Annotated in this window: 12 protein-coding genes; 6 read left to right on the forward strand and 6 right to left on the reverse strand. The window is 47.7% G+C overall.

Annotated features, from left to right (window positions below; all coding sequences use genetic code 11):
• Positions 1-145: 145 nt before the first annotated feature.
• The 4 genes from QUA02_RS08775 to nusB form a co-directional block, all read right to left on the reverse strand.
• Positions 146-385: a hypothetical protein gene (locus QUA02_RS08775; RefSeq protein WP_333026752.1), complete on the reverse strand. Its 240-nt coding sequence runs from the start codon at positions 383-385 to the stop codon at positions 146-148.
• Positions 375-1,862: a GAF domain-containing SpoIIE family protein phosphatase gene (locus tag QUA02_RS08780; RefSeq protein WP_333026754.1), complete on the reverse strand. Its 1,488-nt coding sequence runs from the start codon at positions 1,860-1,862 to the stop codon at positions 375-377. The genes QUA02_RS08775 and QUA02_RS08780 overlap by 11 nt, the downstream gene beginning before the upstream one ends.
• Before the next feature lie 287 nt (positions 1,863-2,149).
• Positions 2,150-3,898, reverse strand: a complete 1,749-nt coding sequence (gene ftsY / locus QUA02_RS08785; RefSeq protein ID WP_333026755.1) for a signal recognition particle-docking protein FtsY — start codon at positions 3,896-3,898, stop codon at positions 2,150-2,152.
• Between the two features lie 128 nt (positions 3,899-4,026).
• Complete coding sequence (gene nusB / locus QUA02_RS08790) at positions 4,027-4,659, reverse strand: transcription antitermination factor NusB (protein ID WP_333026756.1); 633 nt, start codon at positions 4,657-4,659, stop codon at positions 4,027-4,029.
• A 362-nt stretch (positions 4,660-5,021) separates the two neighbouring features.
• On the opposite strand from nusB, the gene QUA02_RS08795 reads away from it, so the two are divergent.
• Positions 5,022-6,230: an RNA-guided endonuclease InsQ/TnpB family protein gene (locus QUA02_RS08795; RefSeq protein WP_333026778.1), complete on the forward strand. Its 1,209-nt coding sequence runs from the start codon at positions 5,022-5,024 to the stop codon at positions 6,228-6,230.
• Positions 6,231-6,385: 155 nt separating this feature from the next.
• Here QUA02_RS08795 and QUA02_RS08800 read toward each other — a convergent pair whose 3' ends face one another.
• Positions 6,386-7,111 carry a DUF502 domain-containing protein gene (locus QUA02_RS08800; RefSeq protein WP_333026757.1) on the reverse strand — a complete coding sequence of 242 codons (726 nt, stop codon included), beginning with the start codon at positions 7,109-7,111 and terminating at the stop codon, positions 6,386-6,388.
• An 874-nt stretch (positions 7,112-7,985) separates the two neighbouring features.
• Between QUA02_RS08800 and QUA02_RS08805 the strand changes: the two genes are divergently transcribed.
• Both QUA02_RS08805 and QUA02_RS08810 read left to right on the forward strand, forming a co-directional pair.
• On the forward strand, positions 7,986-10,772 hold the full coding sequence (locus QUA02_RS08805; protein ID WP_333026759.1) for a Vgb family protein: 2,787 nt from the start codon (positions 7,986-7,988) through the stop codon (positions 10,770-10,772).
• A gap of 459 nt (positions 10,773-11,231) precedes the next feature.
• On the forward strand, positions 11,232-14,060 hold the full coding sequence (locus tag QUA02_RS08810) for a PAS domain S-box protein (RefSeq protein WP_333026760.1): 2,829 nt from the start codon (positions 11,232-11,234) through the stop codon (positions 14,058-14,060).
• 543 nt (positions 14,061-14,603) lie between these two features.
• On the opposite strand, the gene QUA02_RS08815 is transcribed toward QUA02_RS08810, so the two are convergent.
• Positions 14,604-14,801 carry a hypothetical protein gene (locus QUA02_RS08815; RefSeq protein ID WP_333026779.1) on the reverse strand — a complete coding sequence of 66 codons (198 nt, stop codon included), beginning with the start codon at positions 14,799-14,801 and terminating at the stop codon, positions 14,604-14,606.
• Positions 14,802-15,189: 388 nt separating this feature from the next.
• On the opposite strand from QUA02_RS08815, the gene QUA02_RS08820 reads away from it, so the two are divergent.
• From QUA02_RS08820 to QUA02_RS08830, 3 genes are all read left to right on the forward strand, one after another.
• Positions 15,190-15,543 (forward strand): STAS domain-containing protein, encoded by a 354-nt coding sequence (locus QUA02_RS08820; protein WP_333026762.1) that lies wholly within the window; start codon positions 15,190-15,192, stop codon positions 15,541-15,543.
• Between the two features lie 141 nt (positions 15,544-15,684).
• Positions 15,685-18,501, forward strand: a complete 2,817-nt coding sequence (locus QUA02_RS08825) for a TIGR03960 family B12-binding radical SAM protein (RefSeq protein WP_333026763.1) — start codon at positions 15,685-15,687, stop codon at positions 18,499-18,501.
• Positions 18,494-18,649 (forward strand): hypothetical protein, encoded by a 156-nt coding sequence (locus QUA02_RS08830; protein WP_333026764.1) that lies wholly within the window; start codon positions 18,494-18,496, stop codon positions 18,647-18,649. Before QUA02_RS08825 ends, QUA02_RS08830 begins: the two co-directional genes overlap by 8 nt.
• Positions 18,650-19,067: the final 418 nt, after the last annotated feature.

Here is a 19,067-nt window from a genome sequence, read left to right on the forward strand (position 1 = left end):
GACTACAAACTTTTATAGCTGTATTGACAATAAAAAACTGAAGTCTTGACTACAGAATTTTGACACTTGTGCTGAATCAGAAAGAAGTTAAGCCCTGGGTACAAACCTTTTAAATCCCTTCCTGATGCCTTCTTCGACAAGAACTCTAAGGGATAATCCCCTTAATGAACCAGCCGATAAACATACCTATAAAAAAAGCTGCTATTTGACCGCTCGAAACAAAATGGTTCCAAGCTTTCTGGAAATTCGTAAAAATTTCGTAACTTTGACCCAAAAGCACCGTCGAACTCAAATGAGATTTCAAAACTAACAGGTGAGCGACATCGTTCCAATTAATCGAGCTGGTAAATGCAGCAGTAATTTCCGGCATTAAATTAACTATCATGGTGATTTTCTCCTGCGGTCGGTGTTACCCTAAGTACAACCAGAGTCATGTCATCTTCATTGCGGTTGCCGATGCCGATAAACTGGTGAACCCGATCGAACAAATAATCCAAAATTTCTTCAGACTGCTGATAATTTTGACAGGCCCACTGAAAAGCCGAGATCAAATTATCCTCATCAAACCGATCGCCCCTTTGATTAGCAGCATCAGTAAATCCGTCTGTGTAATAAATAATAATATCTCCTGGCTGCAATTGCACGCTTGCTTCTTGGTAGTGCGAATCAGCATCCAGACCAATTAACATTCCCTCCAAAGTATCCAGCCGAAGAATCGAATTAGTTGCAGATTGCCACAGCAAAGGCGGGTTGTGAGCAGCATTACTGTAAGACAAAACGCGAGTTTTCGGGTCATACTCCGAATAAAACAGAGTCACAAAGCGGTGGGAATTTTCCAAATCCGCGTGCATTACCCGGTTTAAATGTTGCAAAATTCTCGAAGGCGAGTGACGGTTCAAAACCTCCGCCCGCAGCATACCCCGCGTCATCGTCATCAGCAGGCCAGCCGGCACTCCTTTGCCCATCACATCGCCGATCACGATGCTCCAGCGACCCTTGTCGATTTTGGACTTGAGATTTTTAATCAGGGATGGGGGGTGTTCCCCCTCATTCTCTTTGCCGATCGGGTCATAGTCAGCGGGAATAAAATCATAATAATCTCCGCCGACTCTGTTAGCAGTTTGGCAGCGGGCGGCCACGTCAAGACCGGGAATTTTCGGACAACTGCGGGGTTGCAGCCGCAATTGAATTTCCGCCCCGATTTCTAACTCTCTGTCTAAGCGTTCTTTTTCAGCCAACTTAACATTAAGTTCGTCTTTGCAAATCGCCACGGCGGTTTGATCCGCCACCAAACGAACTAATTTCTGTCTGCTGGGAGTCCACACATATTCCGGGTCACTGCTAAAAACATAAAGCCGTCCGCGTTCCAAATTGTTGACTAAAATTGGCGCCCCAAACAAATGAACATCCGGGCCCAAATAACGACTGACTTGCAGGTCGAGACTAGAGGTTTGTCCAGAGGTTTCGGAAAAAGATTCTGCTGCCGCGCCCGCACCTGCTGTAGCTTGCCTGGTGGCTATTTCTAGCGCTTTTCGCATATCTTGGCACTGCCGTCCTTCCTGACAGTGCAACTGCTGGAACCTGACTTGACCGTTGGGTTTGAACAGCACTAAAGCTCCCCCGTCAGCGTCGGTAATGCGAGTCGCCACCAAAGGCACCAACTCCAAAAATTGGTTGAGATTGTTAAAACTGCGCAGGGCAAACGAGAGCGAACCCAACATATCTTGAACGTTTTGCTGGTATCGGTGCAAGCGCGCCACCAGTTCTTTGAGGGCAAATACTGGCGTCGCGTCCGTGGAATTGCGACCCGTCGGGCGGTCAGCAGGTTGAGGTGAGGGGCGAGGCAAAGGCACAGCAGTCATTTTAGATTTATGATTTTCGATCTTAGAAGGAAGAAAATTGATTGAGGACTTATATCAATTCCGGTTGCACCGTCAGTGATTGTTGACTGTTGACTGTTGACTGTTTGAACAATACCGATGCAACGGGAAACGATATTACACACTAGCGAGCAGAAACCCGGTTTTTTTCTCTTTAGTAGTTTGCTGCGATGCTAGTTTGAGGTTAAGGATTTGAGACTTTGAAGCTTTGTATCCGCCTCCCAAAATCGGGACGGCTACAGATACCTCATCCATCTAAAATCTAAAATCTAAAATCTAAAATCGAGCAGGGCTTCCACAAATTCATAACTAGAAAACGGGCGCAAATCTTCGATGCTTTCCCCGACTCCAATAAACCGGATGGGCAGACCGAGCTGCTGCACTACTGCTAGGGCAACACCACCTTTAGCAGAACCGTCGAGTTTTGTCAATACTACTCCGCTTAATTTTGCAGATTCTGCGAAAACTTCTGCCTGTCGCAAACCATTTTGACCGAGTGTTGCGTCCAAGACCAGTAGAGATTCTACGGTAGCGCCTGGGGCTTTTTTATCTACAATGCGACGGATTTTACTTAATTCGTCCATCAGATTTTTTTTGTTTTGCAATCGGCCTGCGGTGTCTACGATCAGCAGTTCAGTGCCTCGGGCGCCCGCAGCGGCGATCGCATCAAACACGACAGCAGCCGGATCGGTATTTTTCCCCTCGTTGGCAATAATTTCGACCCCGCTGCGGGAGCCCCAAACTTTCACTTGTTCGACGGCGGCGGCGCGGAAAGTGTCGGCGGCGGCAATTAAGGTTTTGTAGCCGGATTTTTGGGCAATGTGGGCAAGTTTGCCGATCGTCGTAGTTTTGCCCGCACCGTTGACTCCTACAATTAACCAGATGTTGAAGGTGTCTTTTTCCGGGGCAAATGTCAGGCTGTAGGCTGGATTGCCGGCGGCGGTTGCGGCTGTCGGAGCGTCGAGAACGTCGCGCAAGATGGTTTTGAGGTAGGCTAGAGCCTGTTCTGGCGGCAAGACTTCTTGTTTGAGTCTTTCTTGGAGGCGGTTGATAATGATGTCGGTGGCTGCGACTCCGACATCGGCTTGCAGCAGCAAAGTCTCAATTTCGGCTACTGCGTCTTGATTGAGCGGGCCTTGACCGACGATCGCCTTTAGTTGATTAATTAAGCTGCGGCGAGTTCTTTCTAAGCCTTTCCGCAGTTTTTGCAGCCAACTGATTTCTTCAACTGATACTTGATCGGGGCGGCGGCCTTGACTGGCTAAGATTTCTGAAGACCACAGGAAGCCTTCGTCAAACGCGAAACCGGGAATTTCTTCGATAATTGCCGCTCTCTCGGCGGCGGCTGCAATTACCTCTGGTTCTTCAATTGCGGTTTCTTTGAGGCGTTCGATGCGCTCCATGCGATCGGCCTGAGCTCTGGCCCAAAACGGCAGGGCTTCGGCTACTTCGCCTTCGGATGCGAGTGATTCGGTTTCTACAACCTCAGTTGCAGGTTCGGCAATTTCTATATTTTCTGCTGTAACTTCTAATTGTCGAGCAATAGGTGCAGTGTCGATCGCCCCGGCTGTTGGTTGCAGAGTTTCGGGAATTTCTACTGGGTTGGCTGCATCGAGTTCCGTCGCATCGGTAGCTTCAAGCACTGGAGCTTCTGCAACTTCTGGAACTTCTGCAACAGTTGGCGCTGTGGTTGCCGGTTCGAGTTCGATCGTACCGGTTGCTTCAACAGTCGCCGGTTCTGCAACTTCTGCAACTTCTGTTTCGGTAGCTGCAACCTCGGCCTCTGCTGTTTCAGCAACTTCTGCTTCAGGTTTCTGCTGTTTTTGAATATTTTTGTAAGCCGCTTTTGCCCAATTGAGATAATCTTCGGCTACAGCGTCCGAGTTTTGGTCGGCTGCTGCATCTGTTGGAGGCTCAACCTGTGCGGATTTTGCCCTCTCATCTTGGGGCTGTTCGGGTGTTTCTTTTTCCGAAGATTCGCTTTCGCTGTACTGGCGACGAAACCAATTAAAAACCATAGTTCATGGGGAATAGAGAATAGTTATTAGTCATTAGTCATTAGTCCCTAGTGTAGAGCGGATTGCGGATTGCGGATTGCCAATCACTAATGACCAATGACTAATGACTACTGACTAATGACTACTGACTACTGAGTAACAGCTTCTGCATTGATTTTATCGACTACTCGGCGGAGGACTCCGTTGATGAAGCGATGTCCTTCGTCGCCGCTGTAGCGTTTTGCGAGTTGGACGGCTTCGCTGACGCTGACTTGTTCGGCTAAGCCGAGATACAGGATTTCGGCGATCGCAATTCTTATGATATCTCGATCGATCCTGGGCAACCGTTCTATTTGCCAGTCTACCAGCGCTTCCGAGAGCAATTCGTCAATTTGAGGGCGGTTGGCGCTGACTTTCGTCAGGATTTGCAAAGCATAGGTGCGGACATCTTGCTGGTTGGCTAGCTGGATCAGTTCTGGAAACTCCATTGCCGAACCGAGACGGTTGATGGCGGTTTGGGTGAGTTCGACTGCTTCCCGCACCATTGTTCTAGCACTTTGGATATCGGCTGCGCGGATTTCGCTAGATAGCAGTTTGTCGCTACCCCGCTGCACTTCGGAGGCTGCTGCTTCTAGGGCTTCTTGAACTTCTGCTGTCAGGGTGCGGATGGCGGCGAGGACGACATCTTGGAGTTTCTTGGCTTCTAAGAGTTCTGGATTCGCCGGCAGTTGGCTGATGCCGAGGAGTGCGAGTTCGCGTGCTGTTTCGCGGGCTTTTTTCATAGTTTTTAGATAGGAATTGGGAATTTAGGAATTTAGGAATTGTTGAGATTGCTAGGCGCTCTTTGAGAGCATAGACTTGGACTTTAGCTAGGCAGACGGGAATCCCCACAGTATAGTCGTACTCGACTTAGCCTGGGGATGAGAGTCGAGTGAGTTGACAATTGCACCGCCAAATAAATTTAAAAACGATTCTCTCTTTGATTGAGGCGGTGTATGAAAAAACGAAGCCTTCGACGGAGTTTATCCTGCCCTTCGACTTCGCTCAGGAACCGCGAAGTCGAAGCGCGAGCAGGCATCGCAAATCCATTGCTCTATCGCTGGCTCAATGTTATCATGGTTATGACAACTGTGGTAAAAACATTGTGTTAAAGGTGGTCAAGGTCAGAATCTATCCCAGCAAAAAACAACAAAGTCATTTGGCCGGGGCCTTTGGCTGTGTTCGTTGGGTGTGGAATCAGTCTCTTGCTACCATGTCCCAGGCCTACAAGGAAACTGGCAAGGGTATCTCTGCCTTAACAATGAAGAAACAGATACCAGTTTGGAAAAAGGATTATGAGTGGCTCAAAGAATGCTATTCCCAATGCCTCCAATCTTCTTGTCTGAATCTGTCTCAAGCTTTTATCAATTTCTTTGATGGTCGAGCACAGTACCCTACATTCAAAAAGCGTCAGGGTAGACAATCAATGCAGTATCCTCAGAACGTCAAAATTCTGAGTAAATCCTCGATTAAGTTCCCTGGAAATCTTGGCATCGTAAAAGCCAAAATTCATCGTGATACTGTTGGCAAATTAAGAACTGTCACGGTGTCTAGAATGCCTGACGGTCGTTATTACGCTTCCTTGTTAATGGAGGATGGGCAGGAGTCACCGACAGCCAGTGAAGAGGGTAAAGCCATCGGCATAGACTTGGGACTGGTTGATTTTGCTGTCACATCTAACGGCTCAAAGTATCAAAATCCCAGACATATCAAGAAACACGAACGCAACCTCAAACGCAAACAGCGTCAGCTATCTCGTAAAAAGGATAAGACGACTAACAAACGTCGCAAAGCTAAACGGGCTGTTGCCAAGGTGCATTCAAAAATAGCCAGAGTGCGTGAAGATTTCCGACATAAACTATCCCGTAAGATAGTCAACGAAAACCAAGTTATTGTTGTCGAAAATCTGGCAGTAAAGAACATGGTCAAGAATCCCAATCTAGCCAAAGCAATAAGTGATGCTAGTTGGGGGATGTTCTGCACTATGCTCAAGTACAAAGCAGAGGCAGAAGGCAAAGTTTACCTAGAAGTAGGTAGATTTTTCCCTTCGTCACATCTTTGCTCAAATACTTTGTTGCCAATACCAAAAATGGATCTATCAGTCCGTGAATTTAACTGTCCCCACTGCCAATCGCGACACGATAGAGACATAAATGCGGCTATCAACATTAGAAACGAAGGCTTACGGATATTGGCGTTGGGAACCAGCGTTACTACCCTTGGAGGCAATGTAAGACCAAAACAGTATGGGCGAAAGTCTACTGCTGTAGAGGCGGTTGCCCTTGAATTGGGAAGCCCAGATCATACTGCGTAGCAGTTGATGTGTGGTAGTTCACCAGAAAAACTCGTAAAAAACCCGCCCTCAGTCACGATTGTTTCAGGGCAGGTTTTGGACAAATATTATCTGTTATTGGGAAAGTTTAGAGTTTCCAACCCGCTAAACCTTACCCTACAGATTGATGTCTTGTTTTAATCTTCTTCCACTGGGACAGGCTGGTATCTTGATTCGGATACCAAGGGTTCGAGTGTTTTGCCCGGGGGTTTGTCGTTGGTGACTGCAACTGAGTTGTTGGGGTTGACGATGCCGCCGGAGATGATGACTTTAAAGGCATCTTCGATCGACATTGACAAAGTGACTACATCTGCCTCCGGGACTATAGCGTACCATCCGGTGGTGGGATTGGGAGTGGTGGGGATGAAAATGCCGATCGGGCTTTCGCCGGACAAATGAGGCGGAATATCGTTACTCTCGATCGTACCGGTCACAAAAGCCAAAGTCCAGATTCCCCGCCGGGGATACTCTACTAACACCACCCGGCGAAACTTGTCATTGGACTTGAGGATAGTTCCCAGCAGTTGTTTGAGGGTTTTGTAAACCGAACCCGCTAGCGGAATTGCCTGCAACAGGCGTTCGCCCAAGTCTAGCAACCATCTTCCAAAGATATTGCGGGCCATCAAACCGATGATTGTAATGCTCAGCAGGGGTACAGCCAGCCCTACTAAGAGATTCAGCAGATTTACCAAAATCGGGTTGAGTCCGTCAAAAGGGTTGATCTGCTTGGGAATTTTGGTGAGAAAATTGATGACCCAACTGGCGACGGTGATTGTCAGCCAGATGGTGGTAGCTAAGGGGATCACTACCAGCAGACCTGCGATTAGGTCGTTTTTTAAGTCTTGTTTGATGCGTTGGAGCACGGCGGGTCAAATCTCCTCGTAACTGGCTGCAAATAACGTGAACAAACCTGAGACTAAAGAAACTGCACGGGCGAAGAGTGAAAGTCACCATTTTTATTGTCTTCTATCCGACCTTTGGGCGCCCTTTCTTCAGGGAAGAGTTAGGTGGTAGTAACTTGTTGTGCTGTACTTGTATTGTAAAGAATTATTGCAAATTAGTGGCTGTCTTTAAAAATATGCGCGATCCCTGAAACACTTTACCCTATTGTATATTTTAAGACAATTTAGCTCGGACTTAACAAATAAGCTCACAGCAGCGTTGAGGCTGCGGGAGTCGGGGCGTTTCCTGTAAAGGGCTTTTGGGCTTCTTCCACACATGAGTTTTTACGGTGGGCGTCTCTGCTGCACCATCCTAGATTGTCTATTGTGTTCGAGGGGGAGAGGGGGAGAAGGTCTGATGGGGAGAGGAGTTGACGGCTGGGGAATACGGCATTGAAATATAGCCTTTCTCAGAAAGATGAGGTACGACTGGGCATAGGGCATAGGGCATAGGGCATAGGGCATAGGGCATAGGGCATAGGGCATACCTCACTTTTTTGAGAACCGCTATATGCAGTTTAATAAATGCAGAACAGCTTAGAACAAGATCCGTGGCGATCGTACCGCGATCGCGCCCACCCCTGGCGGGAAAATCAAATTTTTGCGGAACAAGCCGAAAGGGCTGTGATTTAGAAAAGTGACAGATTTTAGGTTTAATTTTTGTAAAATATACAGATTTTAAGTTTAATTTTTGTAAAATATAAGGTACTTTTTAGACTATTTGACTATTTTTTGAAAAACTGTAAAATATAGTCAAATTCATTTCCGGTGGCGGGAGTATCAAAAAAAATAGCTTATGTTTAAGACAGCAGGACTGTTTGAAGAAAACCAGATTCAGGGAAATGTGGCGGGTGTTTCAGCGGAAATACTAGACTTATTTGGCAGTAAGTTCGATCGCTTAAATCGGATCGGCAAAATTGCCGTCGGCGATACCAATGGTTTATTTGATACCAGCACTTTCACTCAAAAACCAGATTTGGCTGCGGCTGCGACTAATAGTGCGATCCTCTACGAGGGCTTCGCTAACGACCTTTTTGAGCCATTCACCGACTTCGGCCTCCAATCGTCAGCAGACGACAATCTTAAATTTGATAGTAGTCTAAAATCCCAGACCGATATCTCCAGTCAAGTTCAGAGAGACGAACTGACAGGGATGGATTTTGCTGTTAACGATGCTGTGGGTGATAGTAGTGGCGGGCCAGAACTCGCGCAATCCCGAACTTCTTCCCTATTACCTTCAGAAAAATGGGCTTTTGACTTTAAAGATTATACCATCGACCACCAAGGTTTAAACACCCTAAACATCAAAGTTGGTTACGACTTAAAACCGGGAATTACCCAAAACGAGTATCCAGATTTTGTGCCAATTTACAAAAGTATTGATAACTTCCTAGTTAACTACCCGAACGAAACAGACTTTTGGGAAATTCTTAACAAAAATTTGACCGAAAAGGTGCTAAATGAAAATTCGGTACTGACAGATGTTACGATTCAACTTGAAGTTTTGCCAACGGAGATATTGCCCTACGATCGCGCCAGTACAGTTTTCCGCAGTCAATCGGGCAAAATCACAGAAGATTGGAATTTTTCAGTCAAAGACTACGCAATCAATCACCAAGGATTGAACAAGCTCAATCTCGATGTCAATTACCAGTATAAGCCAGGAATTACGCAACAAGAATATCCCGATTTTGTGCCAATTTATAAAAGCATTGATAACTTTTTAACCGAGTATCCGAACGAAACAGATTTTTGGGAAATTGTCAATAACAACTTGACTCAAAATATCCTCAACGAAAATCCTGCCTTGGCGGCAATTAAGATCGATTTCAACGTTTTGCCAAGCCAAAGCTTGCCCTACAACCGCACCAGCAAAGTTACTCGCACTCAACCCAGCAATCCTCAAGGAACTTTCCTCGTTGGCAATACCAGAGGAAATAATGTACTTCGGTTTGACGGCAATACCGGCAATTATCTAGGCGAATTTATTCCACTCGGAAGCGGTGGTTTGTCCAATCCAGATACGATCGTTTTTGGGCCAGATGGCAATGGCGATGGTAAGTCGGACATTTACGTTGCTAGCGGCGACAAGCCCGGAAATTCGGGAGAACAGACAGCATCTGCGGTATTGCGGTATGACGGAATTACGGGCGCATTTATTGACAAGTTTGTCGCTGATAATCCGAATACGGCGGCCGATGAAACTGGCGGATTGTTTCGTCCTTACGGTTTAGCTTTTGGCCCTGACGGTAATTTTTATGTCAGCAGTTTTTTGAGCGACAAAATTCTCCGATACAACGGCAAAACAGGACAGTTTATTGATGTATTTGCTTCGGGAAATCAGCAAGCGGGAGGGTTGAATGGCCCGAACGGTTTACTGTTTGCTCCTGACGGCAATTTGTACGTGACAACGGAGGGGAGTGTTGCTCGCGAGGGTCAAGCTGATTTTAGCGCAAGTTTCCCCAGTCAGGTGCTGCGTTACAACCCGCAAACGGGGCAGTTCAGTATCTTTGCTTCGCCCGATCCTTCGCCTCGGAGTCAGGGATTTGCAAGTCTTTTGGGAATGGCAATCGGGCCCGCTGACGGCGACCTTTATGTGAGCGATTTTGCTAACGATATCAGGCGCTACAATTTAACAAGTGGGGAATTGGTCAAGGTTTTATCTACCAATTATACTGATACTTCGCCCAGTAGCAATTATGTGGGTAGTTTGGCTTTTTCGCCGATCGGCAATTTGTTTGCAGTTGGCTTTGACAACCGCGCCAATGCTAACGGTGCCGGCGCTGTTTTGCGGTACAGTGGCAAGACTGACGAACCGCTGCCAATATCGGGAAATCCTGGGTCGAGTAACAGTTCTATTTTTGTCCCTCCCGACAGCAAGCTACAGCGTCCAGTAGGAATTGCTTTCTTTCCGTCCGATGCTCAACTGACGCAGAAGTGGAATTTTACACTGGCAAATTACCCAATTAATCATCAAGGGTTAAACAACCTGAATATTGATGTAAATTATCAGTACAAAGACGGGATTCAAAATTATCAGTATCCTGATTTTGTGCCGATTTACAAGAGCATTGACAATCTTTTAGTTAACTACCCGAACGAAACTGATTTTTGGGAAATTGTTAACAAAAATCTGACCGAAAAAGTGCTTGCCGACAATCCGGCAATTTCGTCTGTGACGGTTAATTTGGATGTTTTACCGACGAATCGATTGCCTTACGATCGCAGCAGTACAGTGACTCGCACTCAAGATGGTAAATTAGGCGAAGCGTGGGATTTCAATATTCCTAATTACTCCATAGAGCACCAGGGTTTGAATAACCTCAATATTGATGTCAAATATCAGTACAAACCAGGAATTACGCAGGATGAATATCCCGACTTTGTGCCGATTTATAACAGCATCGACAATTTCTTAACTAATTACCCAAATGAAACGGATTTCTGGGAAATTCTTAATAAGAGTTTGACGCAAAAGCTCCTAGCCGAAAATCCGGCTTTGGATTCGCTGCAAATTAATCTGGAGGTTTTGCCGACTAACAGATTGCCTTACGATCGAGCTAGTATTGTGTCGATCGCTTAGCCTGTCATTAAAAATTAGATGGACAAATCTTGACAACAAATACATACTTAGCTACCGTAAGGGTACGGCTAAGTACGTTGCGTAGAAACCGGATTTTTGCGCGTCCAAGACTAACCCATTTAAATTGTCTGTTGTGATGAAAAACCCGGTTTTTTAAAGAAATCGGGTTTCTGAATTATACCAATTTTAAAAAAGAATGCAACAATTGAGATCCCCCTAGCCCCCCTTAAAAAGGGGGGGACAAGAGTTAATCAAAGTCCCCCTTTTTAAGGGGGATTTAGGGGGATCTCCATACTGTTGCATAACTTTGGAGAAATGGTATTAGAGCGAGTTCGCAAAGCTCCATCTTGGGATAGATGCCTGTGTTTCCCTGCATTGGATACATAAATATAAGTAAATAATGGAAGTATTCAATGGATTTTGAGTAAAAACTTAAGTAAAACATATTAAGGAATTTTTGTGAAAAAGCTCAATATCCTCTTAGTAGAAGACAGTCCGCTGGATGCCGAACTGATCGAGGCTTATCTAGTTGATGGCGGGCTGGAATTTTCTCTGCTGTGTGTGGAAACTCGGGAAGATTTTGTCGCCGCACTGGAAAAACACTGTTATGACATTATTTTGGCGGATTATATGCTGCCTTGTTTTAACGGGATAGCGGCGCTCTCAATCGCCCGCGCTACTTGTCCGGGAGTGCCGTTTATTTTTGTGTCGGCTACTTTGGGCGAGGAAGTGGCGATCGAAACTCTCAAAAGCGGCGCTACTGATTACGTTCTCAAACGCCGTTTGATACGCCTGGTGCCGTCGATTCAGCGGGCCCTGCGGGAAGTTCAAGAACGGAGCGATCGCAAGCAAGCCGAAGCACAGCAGCAGGAGAGCGAAGCGAGATTTCGGATTATGGCAGATACCGCGCCGGTAATGATTTGGATGTCGGACACTGACCAACTTGGCGATTACTTTAACAAAGTTTGGCTGGAGTTTACCGGTAGAACTTTGGCGCAAGAAATGGGCAGGGGTTGGATGGAAAGCTTGCACCCCGATGACTTGCCAGAATGTCTGGATATTTACCAAAAAGCCTTCGACGCCCGCACCGAGTACCGCATGGAATACCGCCTGAGACGCTATGACGGCGAGTACCGCTGGGTTTTGGGTACGGGCGTACCCCGCTACAGGCCCGATCGCACTTTTGCAGGTTACATCGGTTCTTACATCGATATTAGCGATCGAAAACAGGCAGAACAAGAACGCGCTGCTGCTTTGTCCCGCGAACAAGCGGCTCGCAAGCAAGCAGAAGAGACAGCGAAAGCGCTGCAATCGGCAAACGATCGAATTACTAACATTCTCGAAAGCATTACCGACGCTTTTATAGCGGTGGATTCAACGTGGAACTTCACCTATGTCAACCACAAAGCTATTGAGCTTTTCGGCAAGTCACAAGCGGAACTGATAGGTAAAAATGTTTGGGATATATTGCCCTGGGCTGTCGATTTCCCATCTTACAAAATGGCTGCAAAAGCATTAGCAGAAAAGGTAACGATCGAGTATGAAGAATTCGTGCCGTTATGGAATAAGTGGTTGAAGGTGCGCTGTTATCCTTCCGATTCTGGTTTGTCAGCTTACATCCAAGACGTTAGCGATCGCAAGCAAGCAGAAGTTGCACTCAAAGCTAGCGAAGAAAAGCTGAGAATGTTAGCAGAATCTAACTTGATCGGAATTCTCTTCAGCGATGTTGACGGCGGCATCAGCGATGCTAACGACGAATTTTTGCGGATGGTGGGCTACACGCGGGAACAGTTGCAGCGCGGGGAACTTCGCTGGATTGACATTACACCGCCGGAGTCCCTACCGCAGGACGATATCGGCATCGCCGAGGCAAAGGCAAAGGGCGTTTGCGCTCCCTACGAAAAGGAATACCGGAGACCAGATGGCAGCCGGATTCCGGTGCTGATCGGATATGTTTTGTTGGGGGAAAAGCGGCAAGAAGCTGCGGCTTTTGTTCTCGATTTGACGGTTCGCAAGCAGTTGGAAATAGAACTGCACGATCGAGCCTTGGAATTGGCGCGGGCGAACCGAATTAAAGACGAGTTTCTGGGAACTTTGTCCCACGAATTGCGGACGCCGCTGAATGCGATGCTGGGATGGACGCAACTGCTGCGAAACCGGAAGTTTGACCAAAAAACGACTGTTGGGGCTCTCTCCACGATCGACCGCAATACGCGATCGCTGGCAACTCTGATCGAGGATTTGTTGGACGTGTCGCAGATTATTACCGGCCAACTGTCGCTGAATTTGCGGTGGGTGGATTTGATTTCGACTGTTGAAGCTGCGCTCGATACTCTCGCGCCCGCTATTGCGGCAAAAAATATTGAAATTGTGACGGATTTCGACCAAACTGCGGGGCGGATTTTGGGCGATTCCGGCCGCTTGCAGCAGGTGGCGTGGAATTTGCTGTCGAATGCGGTTAAGTTTACTCCTGATGGCGGACAGGTGAGGGTGGCGCTGCGGAAGGTGGAGGGGACTCGGGCCCCCGTGCAATCGGCCAGAATCGAAAATTTGTCTAGTGTGGAAATCTCAGTCAGCGACACGGGAGAAGGGATTGCGGCAGAGTTTTTGCCGCACGTTTTCGAGCGGTTCACCCAAGCTGACAGCTCTACAACGCGACCTTACAACGGATTGGGTTTGGGTTTGGCCCTAGTGCGCCATTTTGTGGAAATGCACGGGGGGACGGTGCAAGCCGAATCGGCCGGGAAGGGACAAGGAGCGAGGTTTTTGGTGAGATTGCCAATTCAACAGTTTCATGGCGACGGATTTTCAGTTTCCGGGTCCGAGTTGGCGATTCGACAAAGGAAGGCGCGATCCCCTGCAAATGAGTCTTTTGTCAGTACCAACCTTTCTGCTGTGCGGGTGTTGGTGGTCAATCTCGACGGGGATTCCCTGGATTTTGCGCGTACAGTGCTGGAAGATTGCGGGGCCGAGGTGGAGACTGCTGCCTCAGAAATGGAAGCCCTGGAGGCGATTGCAAGGCTGAATCCAGATGTGTTGGCGATCGATATTGGGATGCAGGCGGAAGATGGAGAAGCTCTGCTCCGGCAAGTGCGATCGCTGGTGGTGGACAGGGAAATTCCGGCGGTGGCGTTCACGGCTCGCAGTAGGGTAGAGGAACGGGTGCGGGCGCTGCGGCAGGGTTTTCAAATTCACGTGTCCAAGCCGATCGATCCTGCTGAGTTGGTGGCGGTGGTGGCAACTTTGGCGAGGAGATCGAACGATTTTAGATTTGAGATTTTAGATTGACTTTGTTTGCCAACTTTGAGGACGGAAATCCTAACTACAAAGCAATTTTCTTGGATTCGAGCGATCGGATAGTCCTGCCGACAAACGTTTTTTTTAGTATATAGCAGAAGTCCGATGGAAGTCGGAAGAAGATCGATGTGAATAAGCAGTAACAGCAATGCTTTCAGCGATTAAGAATGTCCTAACCGTCTTGGCGGTTGCTCTAATTTACAAATAGAGCTAATTTGTCAATCCCCAAAAGTTATATATTTAATTGAGGTCACAATTGGTAGTTTTTGATACTGGTAGCAGTTTCAAAAAAGAATGCAACTGTTGGCCCGCGCTCCAAACCCTGATAGTCATCAGTATTCCCCATCTAAAATCTAAAATGGTATGAGGTGCAGGGACGATCGTCCTTAACTGTATCTGCTCAAATATCAAGTTCAGCAAATCGGTGCTTCATCAGAAAAATACCGTGCCGTCAATGCTTCTAGCACTCGTCTATTTCCCGCCGTGCAAGGATTTTGTTTCGCTGTTTGATTTGGACTGGCCGCCCGGTTCCAACTATCGACGGCTAGATACCAATTGCACCCGGCCGGCATCCATTTCATCCATTAATAACTCTAAAGCCTCATAATCAATATCCGAGATGTAGCCCAAACGGGTGAGCTCGCAGTTGATTTCGTTTTCAATGTCAGGCGTTAACTGCTTAATGTAGAGGGCTTTTTCTACAAGATGACGAATAGGATAAGTTGCTTGCATAGTAGCTCGGAGAACTCCGTACAGCTCAATTATCATCCGAAAGGTCGATCGCGCGCGTGATCTAAATCAGAACTCATAAGTGATTTCAATTACATTGTTCATTTTAACCTAACAGCTAGGACAAGATCGATCGCAATTTTTACAGTTACCAAAACTTGCGGAAAGCTGGCCTAAATAAAAAATAGTATAGTAGCTTACGTTTCCTCCCCAAATCTTGCGGAAAATTTCATAAAAAAGAGTTAATAAATAAAGATTCAGTAAATATACTGAAAACAACTGGTCGGTTTCCCTCAGAGCAAGTTAGGCTCGGAGGTATCAAGTAGGTTTAGGCTTACAACCTTCTTCTAGCACAGTAGTTGAAAATACGCAGCAACCATAGGTTTGATATATGCAGACACTTCTTGCCGATCGACCAATTACAGTGATTCGACCCCTAGACCACCTGAATGCAGCCACAGCCGGAGAATTCCGACAGCAACTAACGACAGCAATTGCAGCCCCCGGGGTTGTAGCGGTACTCGTAGATTTTGGCGAAGTAACATTTATTGACAGTGCCGGTTTGATGGCATTGGTTTCGGGCCTCAAGCAGGCGAAAAAAATGAAGCGCAGGTTTAGTATTTGCTCGGTATCCGCCGGGATTAGGATGGTTCTGGAACTCAGTCAACTCGATCGAGTTTTTGAGATATTTGAAAACGTCGATAGCTTTGAAGCCGAAAACTCCTGCGCAAAACAACACAGGTAGAGGCTGCTAAGAAGGCGAAAACAAGCAACAAAACACAGCAAATTCGGTTAAATGCCCGAAAACACAGAGGACTGTCGTTGGCGTGTTGGCAGATTTTAAGGTAGGCTGCTTAAGAGTCGCAAATATTTAGCGAGTCGAGCCGTGGCAGTAAAAGTCGAAGAATTACTTACAGCAGAAATTAATCAGCCTGCTCGTTATCTGGGAAACGAGTTGGGGGCTGCGCGCAAGCCTTGGGATGGGGCGTCTGTGCGCTGGGTGCTCACCTACCCAGAATTGTATGAAGTTGGTGCTTCCAATCTGGGACACATCATCCTTTACAACATTTTGAACGCTTTGCCGAGACAGTTGTGCGATCGAGCTTATTTGCCCGCACCAGACTTGGCAGCAAAACTGCGATCCTCTCCGAGGGCTGCGCTAACGACCAAAACTCCCCTGTTTGCCGTAGAATCCAGGCGATCGCTCACAGAATTTGATATTCTGGGCTTCAGCCTCAGCTACGAACTCGGAGCAACAAACATTCTGGAAATGCTGGATTTGGCCGGCATTCCCCTAACTTGGAAAGAAAGAGCGACAAATGACCAAAACGGTCAAATGCCGCTGATTTTTGCTGGCGGGCAAACGGCAACTTCCAACCCCGAACCCTACGCTGACTTTTTTGACTTCATTGCTTTGGGAGATGGAGAAGAATTGCTGCCGGAAATTGGCTTGATTTTGGCAGAAGGCAAAACTAATAATTTGAGCCGAGAAGCATTGCTGCTGGATTTAGCGCAAATTCCCGGTGTCTACGTCCCGCAATTTTACGATATGGCGGCCGACGGTTCTGTTCACCCCAACCGCCCGCAAGTTCCCGATCGAATTCTGCGCCGCGTGGCGACCCCCATCCCAGCTTATTCGATCGGGCTAGTTCCCTACGTCGAGACAGTACACGACAGACTGACAGTAGAAATCCGCCGGGGATGCACCCGCGGCTGCCGCTTCTGTCAGCCGGGAATGCTGACTCGCCCCGCGCGCGATGTCGAACCCCAGCAAGTCGTAGAGGCGATCGAACTTGGGATGAAAGCCACCGGGCACAGCGAATTTTCCCTGCTTTCCCTGAGTTGTTCCGACTATCTGGCACTCCCAGCAGTCGGGATGGAAATCAAAAACCGCCTGAAAGATAAAAATATCTCTCTGTCTCTACCCAGCCAGCGGGTTGACAGATTTGACGATAACATTGCCGACATTCTCGGCGGCACGCGGCAAAGCGGTTTGACTTTTGCCCCGGAAGCTGGTACGCAGCGGATGCGCGATATCGTTAACAAAGGTTTGACAAACGAAGAATTGCTCCGGGGTGTCAAAACTGCGGTCGATCGCGGCTGGGATAAAATCAAGCTGTATTTTATGATCGGTTTGCCCGGGGAAACAGATTTTGATGTTCTGGGCATCGCCGAAACAGTCCGCTGGCTGCACCGGGAATGCAGACTCGATGGCCGGCGGGGACTGAATTTTAACTTGACAATTTCTAATTTTACGCCTAAGCCTCACACTCCTTTTCAGTGGCACTCGGTTTCTACTGCTGAGTTTTCCCGCAAGCAAAGACTCTTGAAGGGCGAATTTCGGGGGATGAGGGGCGTAAAAGTGAATTACACAGATGTGCGGATTTCGGCAATGGAGGATTTTGTCGGACGGGGCGATCGGCGTTTGGCTGCTGTAGTCCGCCGCGCTTGGGAACTTGGCGCGGGTATGGATGCGTGGTGGGAAAGTTTGGATCGGGCTTACAAAGCTTGGACTCAGGCGATCGATGAATCGGGCCTTAGCTGGAAATACCGCCAAGTTGAAAGCGGCGAGTGGAATCTTTTTGAGAAGGAAGAGGAGAAGGAAGAATCCAGAAGGAAGAAGCCAGAAGGAAGAGAAATCAAGGAAGATTTTCCCAATTCTCCCCCTCTCCCCCTCTCCCCCTCCCCCACTCTCCCCCTCTCCCCCACTCTCCCCCTCTCCCTAGATCAACCTTTACCTTGGGATCACTTAGACACGGGGATCGACAAAAACTGGCTGAAAATTGACTTGCAAAAGGCTTTAGAAGCAGCGACGGTTCCCGACTGTTCCTTTGAAGGGTGTTCGCGCTGCGGGGTTTGCGGCACTGATTTCGGACACAATGTGGTTGTGGATGCCCTGCCAATTCCCGAGTTTGCTGGCGAATTTGTGCCGAATACAGAGCGGAAACAGCGTTTGCGGGTTTGGTTCGGGAAGGTGGGCGATATGGCTTTGGTGGGTCATTTGGATTTGCTCCGATTGTTCGATCGAGTAGTTCGCCGAGCCGATTTGCCGATTTCGTTTACCGGCGGCTTCCACCCGAGTCCTCGGATTTCTCTGGCAAATGCCCTGCCTCTGGGCGTTACCAGCACTGGAGAAATTGCCGACTTTGAGCTGACTGAGCCGATCGATGCTGAGAGTTTTCGGGAAAAGTTGGTGGCTAAGCTGCCGGAAAATATTCCGATTTACAAGGTTGAGCCGATCGATCTCAAAGCTCCTTCTGCTAATCAGTTGTTGGAAGCAGCGGAGTACCTGATTACTGTGGCTGTAGCGGGCTCGTTGGCAGAAAATGGCGAATTAGACCGGGAGAATTCTGCGGCTGTCTCCGTCGCGACCGTTGCCAACTGGGAAGAGTGGGTCAAGACGATCGCCCAAACAGAGGCTTTTTGGCGGGTGCACACTACTAAGTCGGGAAAGACTCAGGATGTCAATTTGCGCGATCGGCTGCACAAACTAGAACTTGTAGAGCAGAAACCAGAAAGCAGCGCATCTGCCTCTGGTGGTACATCCGAAGGTAGAGCCGTCTTGCGCTTTACCGGCAGTTGTCGCAACGACGGCAACTTGCTCAAGCCAGAACATATTGTTTTCATGCTCGAACAAGTCAGCCAGCAGGAAATTCAGCTTTTGCAGGTTCAGCGCAGTCAGCTAATCCTGGGTTATGGTTAAAATAGGGGAGCTGTGGTGGAATATTTCACCTTCGGCTCTCGATCGGGATGTGTCGTTTCACGCTATAATTGCTTGTTATAGAAGCCGCAGCGGCTTGAGCGCTTTAGTCGCTCGCCGCGCTTGTCAACCAGCAACGCGGGCTGGGTGAAAATTGCTTCTGTTCAAGACTTTAAGCCTTTTTGTACATTCACAGGCTAAATCTAGCGCCAAACCTGCAGGAGCGGGGCATGAACCAACTTTAGCGATTAATTTCGACCGCTCGGCTGGTTGTCGATGGTCGGCTTACTCAAAAATCTCACGGTTCAAACCGCAGAACGGGTATTCAACAATAGATTTTTTTGACGGGTCAAAAAACGCAGATAAGCCCCCGACTTAAGTGGTGCAGAACCAAAAATTTTAGATTTTAGACTAAAGTTCAATCTCCCAGATTCATCTGTGGAGTAAATCTAAAATCTAAAATCTAAAATCTAAAATCGACTTAAGTGGTGGAGAACCAAAAATTTTAGATTTTAGACTAAAGTTCAATCTCCCAGATTCATCTGTGGAGTAAATCTAAAATCTAAAAT

The sequence above is a fragment of the Microcoleus pseudofavosus SVA1_A4 genome, from assembly GCF_036700565.1.
GTDB lineage: Bacteria > Cyanobacteriota > Cyanobacteriia > Cyanobacteriales > Microcoleaceae > Microcoleus.